At 61.5% G+C, this 14,645-nt stretch carries 8 protein-coding genes, 2 tRNA genes and 4 pseudogenes; 7 read left to right on the top strand and 7 right to left on the bottom strand.

Translation table 11 applies throughout. From position 1 onward, the window contains the following. The first annotated feature begins 180 nt into the window (after positions 1–180). Positions 181–671, top strand: a pseudogene (locus ACFQT0_RS01340) (YajQ family cyclic di-GMP-binding protein). 95 nt (positions 672–766) lie between these two features. Further along, the gene (locus ACFQT0_RS01335) at positions 767–1,537 is read left to right on the top strand and encodes a TerC family protein (protein WP_380199744.1); all 771 of its coding nucleotides are present in this window, start codon (positions 767–769) and stop codon (positions 1,535–1,537) included. A gap of 58 nt (positions 1,538–1,595) precedes the next feature. Here ACFQT0_RS01335 and ACFQT0_RS01330 read toward each other — a convergent pair whose 3' ends face one another. Further along, positions 1,596–2,045 (bottom strand): hypothetical protein, encoded by a 450-nt coding sequence (locus ACFQT0_RS01330; RefSeq protein WP_380199742.1) that lies wholly within the window; start codon positions 2,043–2,045, stop codon positions 1,596–1,598. A gap of 50 nt (positions 2,046–2,095) precedes the next feature. Then, complete coding sequence (locus ACFQT0_RS01325; RefSeq protein ID WP_380199740.1) at positions 2,096–2,629, bottom strand: RNA methyltransferase; 534 nt, start codon at positions 2,627–2,629, stop codon at positions 2,096–2,098. Positions 2,630–2,909: 280 nt separating this feature from the next. Here ACFQT0_RS01325 and mutS point away from each other — a divergent pair. The 5 genes and pseudogenes from mutS to ACFQT0_RS01300 all read left to right on the top strand — a co-directional run bounded on the left by mutS (position 2,910) and on the right by ACFQT0_RS01300 (position 7,294). Then, positions 2,910–5,625 (top strand): annotated as a pseudogene (mutS, locus tag ACFQT0_RS01320) (DNA mismatch repair protein MutS). A gap of 131 nt (positions 5,626–5,756) precedes the next feature. Continuing rightward, positions 5,757–5,832, top strand: a tRNA-Gly gene (locus tag ACFQT0_RS01315). A 56-nt stretch (positions 5,833–5,888) separates the two neighbouring features. Next, positions 5,889–6,386, top strand: a complete 498-nt coding sequence (locus ACFQT0_RS01310) for a hypothetical protein (protein ID WP_380199738.1) — start codon at positions 5,889–5,891, stop codon at positions 6,384–6,386. Beyond that, positions 6,369–6,452, top strand: a tRNA-Leu gene (locus ACFQT0_RS01305). The genes ACFQT0_RS01310 and ACFQT0_RS01305 overlap by 18 nt, the downstream gene beginning before the upstream one ends. A gap of 89 nt (positions 6,453–6,541) precedes the next feature. Next, positions 6,542–7,294, top strand: coding sequence for an IS5 family transposase (locus ACFQT0_RS01300; RefSeq protein ID WP_380199736.1), 753 nt, complete (start codon positions 6,542–6,544; stop codon positions 7,292–7,294). Positions 7,295–7,328: 34 nt separating this feature from the next. Here ACFQT0_RS01300 and ACFQT0_RS01295 read toward each other — a convergent pair. The 5 genes and pseudogenes from ACFQT0_RS01295 to ACFQT0_RS01275 form a co-directional block, all read right to left on the bottom strand. Further along, positions 7,329–7,993, bottom strand: a pseudogene (locus tag ACFQT0_RS01295) (fibronectin type III-like domain-contianing protein). 73 nt (positions 7,994–8,066) lie between these two features. After that, positions 8,067–9,500 (bottom strand): annotated as a pseudogene (locus ACFQT0_RS01290) (glycoside hydrolase family 3 N-terminal domain-containing protein); the annotation flags it as partial. Between the two features lie 252 nt (positions 9,501–9,752). Continuing rightward, on the bottom strand, positions 9,753–11,540 hold the full coding sequence (locus ACFQT0_RS01285; RefSeq protein WP_380199734.1) for a family 43 glycosylhydrolase: 1,788 nt from the start codon (positions 11,538–11,540) through the stop codon (positions 9,753–9,755). Between the two features lie 34 nt (positions 11,541–11,574). Further along, entirely contained in the window at positions 11,575–12,945 is a 1,371-nt protein-coding gene (locus ACFQT0_RS01280; protein WP_380199732.1) for a glucoamylase family protein, read from the bottom strand. Positions 12,946–13,085: 140 nt separating this feature from the next. Next, complete coding sequence (locus tag ACFQT0_RS01275) at positions 13,086–14,642, bottom strand: RagB/SusD family nutrient uptake outer membrane protein (protein WP_380199730.1); 1,557 nt, start codon at positions 14,640–14,642, stop codon at positions 13,086–13,088. Positions 14,643–14,645 lie beyond the last annotated feature (3 nt).

Below are 14,645 nucleotides of genomic sequence, written 5' to 3'. Positions count from 1 at the left end.
CGTAGCGCAGGCTGGTAGTAGGCGTCCCACTCGGCGGGGGTACGGGGCGGGCGAACGGGGGCGGGTGCAGGCATGCGCAAGGAGATAGGGCCGTGACGCAACTCTGGTGGGAGCGGGGCGTTTACCTTTACGCCCCGGCCCACGCCGGTTACTCATTCCAAAACTACGCCCCACCCCGCTATGGCATCCTTCGACATCGTGAGCAAAGTAGACCCGCAAACCTTGGAAAACGCGGTGAATACGGCCCAAAAAGAATTGCAAACCCGCTACGACCTGCGCGACACCAAAGGCGGTATTGAGCTGAATAAGAAGGAAAACACTATCCTGCTATCCTCCGAAAACTCTATGCGCCTCAAGGCCCTGGAGGATATTCTGCTGGGCCGTGTGGTGAAGCAGGGCATCGACGGCACCAGCCTCGACTTCTCGGCCGACGAGCAAGCCAGCGGCACCCTGGTAAAGAAAACCATCAAGGTGCGTGCCGGCGTCGACAAAGAGTTTGGTCGCAAAATCATCAAGGCCATCAAAGACGCCAAGGTGAAAGTAGAAGCGCAGATGCAGGACGACCAGGTGCGGGTAACCGCCAAAAAATCGACGATTTGCAGGCCGCCATAGCCGTGCTGCGCAAGACCGACATTGGCCTGCCGCTGCAATTTGTAAACATGAAAAGCTAAAGCACGCTTTGCATAATGAGGAATGAAGAATTCCCCGTTCACAATTCTTCATTCCTCATTTTTCATTCCTCATTCCTCATTCTTTTTAGAAAACTGTGTACGATTTCGGAGCCTTCGCCCACGCCGCCACTTGGGTTAGCTTACTCACCCTCACGTTCATGGAAATCGTGCTGGGTATCGACAACATCATTTTTATTTCCATTGTCGTAAGCCGCTTGCCGGAAAGCGAGCAGGCCCGGGGCCGGACCATCGGCCTGATGCTGGCGCTGGTGTTCCGCATTGGGCTGCTGCTGAGCATCTCCTGGATTGTGGGCTTGCGGGACCCGTTGTTCGACCTGCCGTTTCCGTGGCTGGACGTGCCGTTTGGCGTGACCGGGCGCGACATCATTCTGATGGCCGGCGGCCTGTTCCTCATGTACAAGAGCACCACCGAGATTCATACCAAGCTGCAGGGCGAGGAGGAGCACGAAGACGGCGCCGGGCGCAAGGGCGCCACCATGGCGAGCATCATCCTGCAAATCATCATCATCGACATCGTCTTCAGCTTCGACTCGATTCTGACCGCCGTGGGCCTGGTAGACAACGTGCTGGTGATGATTGCGGCCGTGATTTTTGCCATGGGCATCATGCTGGCCTTCAGCGGTGCGGTGGCCAATTTCGTGAACAACAACCCCACCATCAAGATGCTGGCGCTGTCTTTCCTCATCATGATTGGCTTTATGCTGGTGATGGAAGCCTCCCACAAGGAAGTCGAAAAAGGCTACCTCTACTTCGCCATGGCCTTCTCGCTGACCGTGGAGATGCTCAACCTGCGCCTGCGCAAGAAAGCCAAGCCCGTGGTGCTGCGCGACTCGCAGTACGACTAGGGCCAATAACTGAACATTCTGGGGCAATTCCGAAGCCCAGTAGTTGCCCGCGAAGAGCCTAGCTGGCCGCGACAGCCGTTGCTAAGGTCACTACAGCGGCCGCTTGGTCGAGCACGCGCCGCTGGGCTAGCTCCAGCAACCGGCGGTTGAGCTCGGCGCGGTGCTGGCGGTAGAAGGCATATTCTTCGTCGGTGAAGCAGCCGGTTATTAGCCCAATTACCGTGTAGCGCAGCTTGGTATTGCGGCCCAGCAATTCGGCGAGTTGCCGCTGCTGGTCGGTTGGGCTGGCTTTGGCTAAGAGCATGTGGTGGTCGAGCACGAAGTCGGCCACTACGGCCAGGAGCAGGTTGTTCTGCAACTTGAGCACCGGCCGCAGGCTGGCGTGCAAGAATTCGCCCACGGTGGAGGCGGGGCCATCGGTGGGCTGGGCAGCGGCCACGGTGGGGCGCAAGGCTAGCAGCGCAGCTTCGGGCCGAGTGAAGGCGGCAGGAGAGGAGTCGGGGTTCATAGGATGATAACAGCGAACCGGCCCAATGTCACTAACGGGCCAACTCAATTTTACACCACGCCCAGCTTCACCAGCGCATCCCAGAGCACGACACCCGCGGCCACGCCCACATTGAGCGAGTGCTTGGTGCCAAACTGCGGGATTTCCACGGCCAGGTCGCAGAGGGCCAGCACGGCATCATCCACGCCAAAAACCTCGTTGCCGAGCACCAGCGCCAGCGGCCGGCCCGGCTCCGGCTGGAAGTTGGGCAGCGTCACGCTGCCCGTGGTTTGCTCCACGGCCACTACCTGGTAGCCGGCCTCTTTCAGCGCGGCTACGGCGGCCATGGTTTCCGGGGCGTATTCCCAGGCCATGGACTCTTCGCTGCCCAGCGCCGTCTTGGTGATTTCGCGGTGCGGCGGGCGCGGGGTGATGCCGCAGAGCCAGATTTTCTCTAGGGCAAACGCGTCGGCGGTGCGGAAAATGGCGCCCACGTTGTGCATGCTCCGCACGTTGTCCAGCACCAATACCACCGGGCTTTTGGGCGTACTTTTGAAGTCAGCTACCGCCACCCGGTTTAGCTCGGCCATCGTGAGTTTTCTCATGCCCAAAGGTACTTCGGTGCCGCGCCAACTACCCATCGGAACGCGTCCGGGCGCGTTGGGTGTTGGCAAGGGCAGCCAAGAGGACGCCGCTGGCTGGATATTCTTCTCACGAAAAGCGGCTGCCCAGTGGCGCGGCTTTTCTCCAACGATTGAACGCGCCGAGGCACGTTCCTACAGGTTTTTCGCTTTGTCTGCACCCGCCGCACCCAAGAAAGAGTTCGTTATCAAGTCCGTTGGGCCCGACCACATCACCCCGGGCTCGCCGGTCGATACGCCGCTGATGAAGCAGTACTACCTGCTCAAGCAGCAGCACCCTGGCGCGGTGCTCCTGTTCCGGGTGGGCGACTTCTACGAAACCTTCGGCGAGGACGCCGTCACGGCCGCCCGCATTCTCGACATCACGCTCACCAAGCGCGGCGGCGGCACCCCCAACGAAATTGCTCTGGCGGGATTCCCCACCACGCCCTCGACAACTACCTGCCCAAGCTGGTGCGCGCCGGCCAGCGCGTGGCCATCTGCGACCAACTCGAAGACCCCAAGCTGGCCAAGGGCCTCGTGAAGCGCGGCATCACCGAGCCTGGTAACGCCCGGTGTGAGCATGCACGACAACGTGCTCGAACGCCGGGCCAACAACTACCTCGCCGCCATCCACTTCGGCAAATCCGAAGCCGGCATTTCCTTTCTGGATATCAGCACCGGCGAGTTCCTGGTGGCCCAGGGCACGCTCGACTACCTGGGCAAGCTGCTGCAGAATTTTAGTCCCGCTGAGGTGCTGTTTTGCAAGAAAAGCCGCAGCGAGTTTGAGCAGCATTTTGGCCCCGATTTCTGCACGTACGCGCTGGATGAGTGGGTCTTCGGCAACGACTACGCCCACGACACCCTCACCCGGCACTTCAAAACCACTTCGCTGAAAGGCTTTGGGGTCGATACCCTGAAGGAGGGCATCGTGGCCGCCGGCTGCATCCTGCACTACCTCGCCGAAACCAAGCACTCCGACCTGGGCCACGTGGCCGCCCTGGGCCGCCTGGAAGAAGACAAGTACGTGTGGCTGGACCGCTTCACGGTGCGCAATCTGGAGCTGGTGCACGCCCAGCACCCCGGCGGCGTGCCCCTCATCGACGTACTCGACCAGACGTTGACGCCCATGGGTGCCCGCCTGCTGCGCAAGTGGATAGTGCTGCCCCTGAAGGAAGTAAGCCAGATTCAGCGCCGCCTCGATACCGTAGCTGCGCTCGTAGCCGACGAAGAGCTGCTGGGCGACCTCACCATGCACCTGCGCCAGATAAACGACCTCGAGCGTCTCATCAGCAAGGTGGCTGTGCGCCGCGTGAACCCACGCGAGCCTGCTGCAGCTGGCCCGCGCCCTGGAAGCCATTGCGCCCATGCGCGAGCGGCTGGCCGCCTCCGGTGTGAAGGCCCTCGTAAAGCTGGCCGACCAGCTCAACCCCTGCACCAACCTGCGCCAGGAAATCCTGGCCAAAATCAAGCCCGACGCGCCCTTGCTCACCAACCAGGGCGGTGTACTGAATACCGGCATCGACCCGGAGCTGGATGAATTGCGAGCGCTGGCCTTTTCGGGCAAAGACTACCTGCTGCAGCTGCAAGTGCGCGAGCAGCGCAATACTGGTATTTCGTCGCTGAAAGTGGCCTATAACAAGGTGTTCGGCTACTATCTGGAAGTGACGAACGCGCACAAAGACAAGGTGCCGGCTTCCTGGATTCGCAAGCAAACGCTGGTGAACGCCGAGCGTTACGTGACCGAGGAGCTGAAAACCTACGAGGAGAAAATCCTCAACGCCGAGGAGCAGCTTTTCGCCATTGAGCAGCGCATCTACACCGATTTGGTGCTGGCCGCGCTGGACTTTGTGCCCCACATTCAGCAGAACGCCCGCGCCATTGGCGTGATGGACTGCCTGGCCAGCTTTGCCCTCACGGCGCGGCAGCAGCGCTACGTGCAGCCCGTGGTGAACGACGGCACCGTGCTCGACATTCGCGCCGGCCGCCATCCCGTGATTGAGCGCCAGTTGCCGCCCGGTGAGAGCTACATCCCCAACGACATCTGCCTCAACCAGGACGAGCAGCAGATTGTGGTAATTACCGGGCCCAACATGGCCGGCAAATCGGCCCTGCTGCGCCAGACGGCCCTCATCGTGCTGCTGGCCCAAATCGGTTCCTTCGTGCCCGCCGATGCCGCTACGGTGGGCATTATCGACAAGATTTTCACCCGCGTGGGCGCCTCCGACAACCTGAGCAAGGGCGAAAGCACCTTCATGGTGGAGATGACCGAAACGGCCTCCATCCTCAACAACCTCTCGGACCGCAGCCTGGTGCTGATGGATGAAATCGGACGTGGCACCAGCACCTACGACGGCATCAGCATTGCCTGGGCCATTGTGGAGCACCTGCACAACAACCCCAAAGCCAAGGCCAAAACGCTGTTTGCCACGCACTACCACGAGCTCAACCAGCTGGCTGACGAGTGCCCCCGGGTGCGCAATTACAACGTGGCCGTGAAGGAGGCCGACGGCCGCATCCTGTTTTTGCGCAAGCTGCAGGCCGGCGGCTCTGAGCACAGCTTCGGCATCCATGTGGCCCGGCTGGCCGGCATGCCCCACTCGGTGGTGCTGCGGGCCAACGAAATCATGCACCACCTCGAAGTGGAGCGCACCAGCGCCGGCGCCGAAGACGCCCTTCCGACTGAGTTTGACGATCTGCTCGACGACTTGAGCAACGGCTCGCGCAGCGCCAAAAGCCGCATGGCGGTGCCAGCCGCCGGGTCAGAGCCCGAAGCTGAAGCTGCCATTCCGCGCCCGCGGGCTACCTCGGCCGTGGCCACGGCGCCACGGCCCACCGTGCAGCTCAGCATGTTTGAGCCCTCAGACCCGGCCCTGGAACGCATCCGCGAGCTGCTCCAGCACCTCGACATTAATACCCTGACCCCAATTGAAGCACTGATGAAGTTGAACGAATTGAAGCTAACCTTGGGCAAGGCGTAAATTTTAGAGGCTGAAAATGAACGGAAAAGGCCCGTGGAGTAAAAATTTCCACCCTTAGCACTTGCGTCGCCAAAAAATCACCTTACCTTTGTCGCACCATTCAGCGCTATGAAAGTAGCAATGAACCTCCCGCGAGAGTAGCTCAGTTGGTAGAGCGCGACCTTGCCAAGGTCGAGGTCGCGAGTTCGAACCTCGTCTCCCGCTCCAAGAATTCAAAAAAGGCTGCTCATCGAGCAGCGTTTTTTGTTTATAGCTTTTCCCCAATGGCTGCTCTGCGTAAAGCCACGCTTACCGATGAAGCGTTTGCCCAAGTGGTGGCTCAATCCTTATCGATAGCGCAGGTTATCCACCACCTGGGACTGGTCGCGGCAGGCGGAAACTACAAAACCGTTCGCACCCGCATCATGCGCCTGGGATTGTCTACCGGCCACTTTACCGGAAGCGCCTGGAACGTCGGGCCGCGTTTTCGACCGTTAAGCAAACCTTTTTCTTGGGAGGGGATATTGGTTGAAAACTCGACCTACACATCAAGCTTCCGTTTGCGCAACCGGTTGATTACGCACGAATTGAAAGAGCGCCGCTGTGAGCAGTGTCAGCTGGCCGAGTGGCAGGGTAGTCCTATCCCCTTGGAGCTCCATCATATCAACGGCGTGAATAACGACCATCGTCTTGCTAACTTGCGGTTGCTTTGCCCCAACTGCCATGCCCAGACTGAAAATTATCGGGGCAAAAACCAGGCAAGAGCCGGAGTGGTGGAATAGGTAGACACGCGACACTTAAAATGTCGTTTCCGTAAGGAAGTACGGGTTCGATTCCCGTCTCTGGTACAAGAAAAAGCCCCGTTTGCAATCTGCAAACGGGGCTTTTTATGTTTTAAGGCACTAGGAAGTGTTAACAGTGAGAAGTAAATTGGAGCATGGATTTTCTGCTAACGGAAGCGCAGTGGGCACGCATCGCGCCCCTGCTGCCGGGTCGAGAAGGCACGAGCGGGGGCCGGGGCCACGACAACCGGCGTTTCGTGGAGGCGGTGCTCTGGTTGACGCGCAACGGTTGCCGCTGGCGGGCCTTGCCGGCCGAATGGGGCAACTGGCACACGACGTACACGCGCTTCCAGCGCTGGGCCGCGTCCGGCGTGTGGGCCCGGGTGCTGGCGGCCGTGCAGCAGGACGACGCGCTGCACACGCTGCTGGTCGATTCGACCACCGTGCGGGCCCACCAGCACGCGAGCGGCGCGCGCAAAAACGGACCGCAAGCCCTCGGGCGCAGCCGCGGCGGCTTGACCAGCAAGCTGCACGTGGCCGCCGATGCGCAGGGGCGGCTTGTGCGCTGCCGGCTGACAGCCGGCCAGCGCCACGACGCCCCGCAGGCCTTGCCGCTGCTCGAGGGGCTGGCCCCGACGCACCTCGTCGCCGACCGCGGCTACGATTCCGACCCGCTCGTGGCCGCGCTCGCCGCCCGCGGCACCTGCGCCGTGATTCCGCCCCGGTGCAAGCGCCGCACCCCGCGGGCTTACGACGCGGCCCGCTACGCCCAGCGCCACCCCGTCGAGCGACTCTTCAGCCGCCTCAAGCAGTTTCGCCGCGTGGCCACCCGTTACGACAAGCTCGATGCGCATTTCTTGGCCTTTGTTCATTTGGCGGCGACCGTTTTGTGGCTCCGTGACTGTTAACACTTCCTAGGCCTTCCGGTTGGGCTGAACCATACTACTGCAGCTTAAAGGCGGCCATCTGCACGTCGCGCGAGTTGCCGCCCACAAATACCTGGAAGTCGCCGGGCTCGGCTACCCACTTCAGGTCGTCGTTGTAGAACTTCATGTCGTTGGGGGTGAGGCGGAAGGTGAGGGTCTTGCTTTCGCCTTTTTCAGCAGCACCTTCTGGAAGCCCTTGAGCTCCTTCACTGGCCGGCTGATGGAGCCCACCACGTCGCGGAGGTAGAGCTGAGCTACTTCTTCGCCGTCGTACTGCCCCGTGTTCTGCACCGTCACTTTCACTTCCAGCGTTTCGGCGGGGCCGATAGTGGCTTTGCTGAGCGCGGGCTTGCCGTAGCTGAAGGTGGTGTAGCTCAAGCCGTAGCCGAAGGGGTAAAGGGGCTCATTGCTCACGTCGAGGTAGCGCGATTTGTACTTGTCGAGCTTGTCGGTGCCGGCGTAGGGGCGCCCGGTGCTCTTGTGGTTGTAGTAAATGGGCACCTGGCCCACCACCTGCGGGAAGGTGGCCGTGATTTTGCCACTCGGGTTGTAGGCGCCGAACAGCGCATCGGCAATGGCGTGGCCGGCCTGGGTGCCCGCAAACCAAGTTTCGAGGATGGCGTCGGCGTTCTGGTTTTCCCAGGCCAGCGTGAGGGGGCGGCCGTTCATAAGCACGAGCACCAGCGGCTTGCCGGTCTTTTTCAGGGCCTTGAGCAGTTCCAGGCTGCTGGCCGGGCAGGCCGATGTCGGCACGGCTGGCGGCCTCACCGGTCATGCCCTGCGACTCGCCCACCACGGCCACTACCACGTCGGCGGCCTGGGCCACTTGCACGGCTTCGCGTATCATGTCTTCGGAAGAGCGTTTGTCGAGCTCCAGGTCGCCGCCGTGGGCCTGCAGGCGTTCCAGCATCTGGGCATCGTCGGCAATGTTGGCGCCCTTGGCGTAGGTGATTTTCAGGCCGGGTGCTGCGGCGCGCAGGCCCTGTTCTACCGATACGGCCTGCTTCCAGTCGCCGGCGCCGCTCCAGTTGCCAATGACGTCGCGCTGGCGGTTGGCCAGCGGGCCGATGAGGGCAATGCTGCTGTTCTTTTTCAGCGGCAGGGCGCTGCGCTCGTTCTTGAGCAGCACCAGGCTCTTGCGGGCAATGTCGCGGGCGGCGGCGATGAATTCGGGCTTCATCAGGGTGCTGGTGGCGCGCGCCGGGCTCACGTTACGGTAGGGGTCCTGGAACAAGCCGAGCTTGTACTTGGCTTCGAGAATGCGGCGGCAGGCGGCATCGAGCTGGGCCTTGCTCACGGCGCCGCTTTTTAGGTTCTGGGCTGCGTTTTTCAGGAAGATTTCGCCCACCATGTCTTGGTCGATGCCCGCGTTCAGGGCCAGGGCCGATACCTGGGCCGCGTTGCCCACGCCGTGCTCCATCATCTCGTTGATGGCGGTGTAGTCCGTTACCACAAAGCCCTTGAAGCCCCACTGGCGGCGCAGCAAGTCGGTCATCAGCCACTTGTTGCCGGTGGCGGGCGTGCCGTTGATGTCGTTGAAGGACGACATCACCGAGCCCACGCCGGCGTCGATGGCGGCCTTGTAGGGCGGCAGGTACTCGTTGTACATGCGCTGCCGGCTCATGTCGGTGGTGTTGTAGTCGCGGCCGGCCTCGGCGGCGCCGTAGAGGGCGAAGTGCTTCAGGCAGGCCATCACGGTGTTGTCCTTGGTGAGGTCGTTGCCGGGGCCCTGGTAGCCGCGCACCATGGCGCGGGCTATTTGCGAGCCGAGGTAGGGGTCTTCGCCGGCGCCTTCGGCCACGCGGCCCCAGCGGGCGTCGCGGGCAATGTCGACCATGGGCGAAAATACCCAATCCAGGCCGTCAGCCGTCGATTCCTCGGCGGCGATGCGGGCGCTTTGCTCAATGGCCTTGAGGTCCCGCCTGGCTGCCAGCCCCAGCGGAATGGGGAAAATGGTGCGGTGCCCGTGAATGACATCATAGCCAAACATGAGCGGAATGTGCAGCCGCGACTCTTTCAGGGCCATTTCCTGCAGCTTGCGCACCGCCACCGGCGTGAAGGTGTTGAACACCCCGCCTACCAGCCCCTTGCGGATGTTGGCGTCCACGTCCTTGCTCACCACCGGGCCGGTTACGTCGAACCCCACCGACACCAAGTTGAGCTGGCCGATTTTCTCTTCCTGCGTCATTTTGGCCATCAGGCCGTCAATGAAGGTTTTCATCTCTTGGTCGGCGGTGGGAGCGGGGGTGGGCTTTTTCTGGGCTTGAGCTGCTGGGCTAAGGGCCAGGGCGAGAGCGGCGGTAAGGGAAAGGAGCTTCATGCGGGAAAGAGAGAATTGGAGGTAGGGTGCGGGGCTTGTCCCCGCCCGTGCTTGAACGGTGATGTTATGGCAGCGTGAGCAGAGGGCAGGGACAAGCCATGCCGGGTACGACCCCGTGTCCTACTTAGCCAGCGTGACCGGGGTGCGCGTTGAAACGCCGTTTTCGTTAATGGCTTCGATGGTGAAATAATACGGCCGGTCCTTGTCCATGCCTTTGAAGTAGTACTCGTTGGCGCCGTGCACCATGATGCAATTGTAGAGCTTGTCCGGGGCCAGACCGGTGTAGATGTTGTAGGCGTAGGCGTTGTTCACCGGCGTCCACTTCAGCCAGGCGCTGCGCTTGTCTTTCTCGGTGCGCAGCACCACGAAGCCCTGTACCGACAGAGGCCGGACGCCGCTGCCGAGGCCAAATACGCGCAACCCGCTGATGGCGAATTTGCCGGTGGGCATGTGCACGTTTTCCAGCTTGAGGAAGCGGGTTTTGACGGGGGCGGCCAGCTCCACGTAGTCGTGCGGCACGTCGGTGCGGTTGCGGCTTTTGTCGACGAGTACCTTCCACTTTTTGCCGTCGAGCGAGTGGTAAAGCTTGTATTGATGGTAGAGGCCGGGCTTTTTGCCCAGGATGCCGGCTTCCTGGTCGGCGTAGTTTATCTGGATAGCGCGCACGGTGCCCACGCTGCCCAGGTCGGTCTGGATAAACTCGCCGGGGTTGGCGGTGGCGGCGCTCCAGTAGGTTTTGATGCTCTCGTCGACGGCGTAGTTGGGCAGGTAGCCGCCGAGGGTGCTCGACACCTGCACCGGGCGTTGGTAGTTGAGCAGCATCCAGCCCGTAAACTTGCTTTTGAGGTGGTCGGCCGGGCCGGTGGGAAGGTAGTGCGGGTAGTCGCCGAAGGTGGTGTTGGTGTAGAGCGTGCCCTCGGCATCGAAGCCGGCGGGCCACAGGCCCAGCCGGCGCTCGAAGTTGTTTTTCACCGAAACCACCATGGTCGAAACGTGCCACCAACTGTTCCAGGCGTCCTGGAAGGTGTTGCCGTGGCCGGCGCCCCGGGCAAAGCCGCCGGGCTTGTAGGCAAACGGGTTGTGCGGCTGCGGCGTAAACGGGCCCAGCGGCTTGTCCGCTACCTGCACGCCGTCGGCGTAGCCGCTGAATTCGGTGCCCGGCGCGCCGTACTGCAGGTAGTACTTGCCGTTGTGCTTGGTCATCCAGGCGCCTTCCATAAACGGGTCGAGGAAGGTGTTGTCCAGGTATTCGCCGAAGCGCTGCCAGCCAAACTGCTGGTCGTTGAGCTTAAACATGGCCTTGGCCTCGCCGATGGGCTGGAAGGTTTTGCGGCTGATTTGCTGGCCGTAGAGCGGGAATTCGTTGCTGCTGCCCCAGTAGAGGTACAGCTTGCCGTCGGTATCGAGGAAGAAGGCGGGGTCCCAGGCGCCAATCTGAAAGGGCTCCACGGCTTCCTTCCACTCGTTGGCTTTGGGGTTGGTGCTCATCCAGATGGGGAAGTCCTTGTTGTGAGTTGAGCCAAAAACCAGCAGCGTATCGCCGAGCACAAACACTGCCGGGGCACATAGGTCGTCGTACACTTTGTGCTGGGGCTTGAGAAACGAGCGAGACACAAACTTCCAGTTGCTCAAGTCCTTGCTGTGCCAGTAGCCCCACTGGTTGGTCGAAAACAGATAGTAGTCGCCCTTGTAGCGCGTGATAACCGGGTCGGCCGTGGCGCGATGCCGGCCGGCCGCGGCAAACTCCGGAATGGGGGTGTAGCCGTAGTCCAGATTGAGCGGGTTGCAGTAGGTGCGGCGGGCAGGCGCCACGGTTTTGGGCGCTGGCGCCGGCGTCTTCCTGGGTTGAGCTAAACTGGGCAAGCTCAGCAACCCCGCGAGACAGAAGAAGCAAATGATTCTGAGCATGATGGTGAGCTTCGTTCGTAACGGGGGCCGGGAGTTACTTCCTAATGATTTGGGGGCTTTCAAACCCCAGCTTCGTGAGCCCGCGCTGCACGTCGGGTGAGCTCATAAACAGCTTCCAGAGCAAGCCCGAGCGGTGGTTTTCTATCATGCCCACGATGGGGCCCTGGTCGATGGCCAGATAGGATTTGGCGTACCAGTTGTGCTGCTCGCTGAAGCCGTCCACGAAGCCGTATTCTCCCCAAATCTGGTCGCCCAGGTCGTAGTAGAAGTGCTTGAGGGCGCGCATGGACTGCTCGGGCGTGTAGGGAAACGCCGATAGGGCGGCCGTGGGCGAAATCACGCCCAGGTCCTCCTTGGGGTTGTGGGCGGCATAGCCCTTGTAGCTGTCCGAGGCCGTCAGGCCCCAGGTATTGGGCCCGTAGCCCTTGTATTTCTTGGGGTTGTCGACGCAGTAAGCGTAGTTGATGAGCGTGTGGTTCTGGTTTTGCTGCCAGTAGTCGGCGTACTGGTCCTTGAGGCCGTGGGGGTTCAGGCCCAGGAAGGAGTAGTGCGTGAAAAACAGCGGCCCACCCAAATCGGGGCCCAGCGGCAGCTTGATGCCGTAGTATTCTTTACCGTTCTTAAACTCCGGCCCTACGGCCCAGCCTTGGTCGTACACCGGCTTTTCGATGGCGTACTTCGGCGAGGAGGCGGCCAGCACGTAGGTAATCAGGCACTCGTTCCAGCCGTGAATCTGGTGGTTCATGCTCCAGCCGTTGTTGGGGCTCCAGTGCCAGTAGAGCACGTTTTGGCCGCCCTGGGTTTGCCAGTTCCACTCCACGTTTTCCCACATCCAGAGGATGTGGTTGCGCAGGTCGCGCTCCACCGGCGTGTCGGCGGTGAAGTACTGGCGGGCGCAAATCAGGCCCTGCATCAGAAAGGACGTTTCCACGATGTCGCCGCCGTCGTCCTTGGCCCCGAACTTGATGACCTTGCCGGTGGCGCCGTTCATCCAGTGCGGAAACACCCCGTGAAACGCGTCGGCCTTTTCCAGAAAACGCACAATTTTGTAGATGCGGGTGGCGGCCTGCTCGCGGGTTATCCATTTGCGGTCGGCCGCTACCACAATGGCCATGATGCCGAAGCCCGTTCCGCCGGTGGTCACCACCTCGTTGCCGTAGTCGTAGGCCACGTTGCTGCGCTCGCGGGACATGCCCGACACCGGGTGCCCAAAGTCCCAGAAATACCGGAACGTCTGTCGCTGCACCAGGTCCAGCAGCTGGTCGTCGGTTAGGTTGCGGGGCCGCTTGCGCGGGTCAAATTTGGCCGCCGGCGCGGCTTTTTCGGCGCTGGCTTCGGCTGAGCCTGGAGGAAACCCGGCAGCAGAAGCAGCAGGAAGAGGAGAAGTTTTGCTTTCATAGGTCAATATTCAAATGAAATGAAATTGAACGTCATGCTGAGCTTGCCGAAGCATCTCGACCACGAGAGTAACTAATTACTGCCCCGAGCGAGATGCTTCGGCAAGCTCAGCATGACGTTCTTCTCATCTTAGCAAAGCCGCAAACGCTAGTATCCCGGGTTCTGCGTCAGCTGATTGCCGCTCAGGTCAATTTGGGGCTGCGGAATGGGGAACAGCTCGTTTTTGCCCTTCGTAAACGTCTTGCCCTGGGCCGCGAACAGGGGCACTATCATGCCGGGCTGCACGCTTTCCTGGCGCACCAGGTCAAAGAATCGGTCGTGCTCCAGGGCCAGCTCCACCCGGCGCTCCTGCCAGATGTTGGCCAGCGTGGCGGGCTTGGGGCCCAGGCCGGCGCGGGTGCGCACGGCGTTGAGGTTGGTGGTAGCAGCAGCGGCGTTGCCGGTTTGCAGGGCAGCTTCGGCGTTAATGAGCAGAATTTCTCCGTAGCGCAGCACCCGAATGTTCTTGGGCAGGTAGTCGTTGTTGCCGCAATTGGGCTCCTTGGTGCGGCTGTGGTAGGCCTTGTAGCTGTAGCGGAAGTTCTCCACCGAGTCCTTGCTCGGGATGCGGAAACCGTCCCAGAGCACGGTGCCGGTGGAGCGTTGGCCAGCCGGAGCGGTGGGCTGAATGAAGATGATGGTGCCGGCCCGGCGCACGTCGTTGGGCTCATAAGCGTCCGCCGCCTGCTGCGTGGGCGTGTTAAAGCCAAAGCCCAAGTCAGCCCAACCGCCTTTGCCGCCCGAGCGGGGGCCCTGGCTCACCGAGTACAGGTTGACGGCCGAGTTGTTGCAAGCCGCGTTGACACCGGTTTGCACCTCAAACAGGGACTCCGAGCTATTGGCGCCCGCTGTGCGCCAGATGTCGGCGTAGTTGGGGAGCAGTGCGTAGGCACCCGACTTGCCGGTGATGATTTCGTTGGTCAGCTCGTACGCCTTCTGGTAGTTTTTCTGGTAGAGGTACACCTTGGCCAGCATGCCCTGGGCGGCGGCCTTGGTGGCCCGGCCGGTTTGGGTGGCCCCTTTCAGCGGGAGGTTGTCGACGGCGAACTGCAGGTCGCTGATAATGAAGGCGTAGATGTCGGCCGCCGAGGCGCGTTTCTGAAACTCGGGGCTGTTGATTTCCGACGCCAGCGGCACCCGGTCGAGCTTGGGCACGCCACCAAACAGGCGCACCAGGTTGAAGTAGAAGTAGCCGCGCAGGAAGCGTACTTCGCCCAACAGCCGGTTTTTCACTTGGTCGGCGGCCGGGCTGAGCGGGATTTTGTCCAGGGCCTGGTTGGCCCGGGAGATGCCCTGGAAATAGCCGTTCCACACGTTGTTGACGGTGCCGTTGCTCGCCGTCAGGGTAAAGTTGTCGACGGTGCCAGCATTGGCCAGGTAGTCGTTCGGGCTGCTGCCCTTATCCGAATCATCGGAAGCCACGTCGGTGAGGATGACAAACTGCAGGCCGTGCATGTCGGCATCGAAACCGCCCAGGTACATGGCGTTGTACACGCCATCGACCAGCTTCTGGGCTGCGGCGGGGTCGGTGCGAATGGCGTCTTCGCTGAGCTGCCCCTGGGGCGGCACGTCCAGAAAGTCTTTGCAGCCGCTGGCCAGGGCCAGGGTGAGGGCCAGCGCGGCCGTGCCGACGCGGCGGGGAAAGGCGGAGATAAAGGAATTCATCGA

The sequence above is a fragment of the Hymenobacter humi genome, assembly GCF_042665855.1.
Taxonomy (GTDB): Bacteria; Bacteroidota; Bacteroidia; order Cytophagales; family Hymenobacteraceae; genus Hymenobacter; species Hymenobacter humi.
Note: the sequence above shows the minus strand (reverse complement) of the source record. Positions and strands in the feature narration are given on the sequence as shown.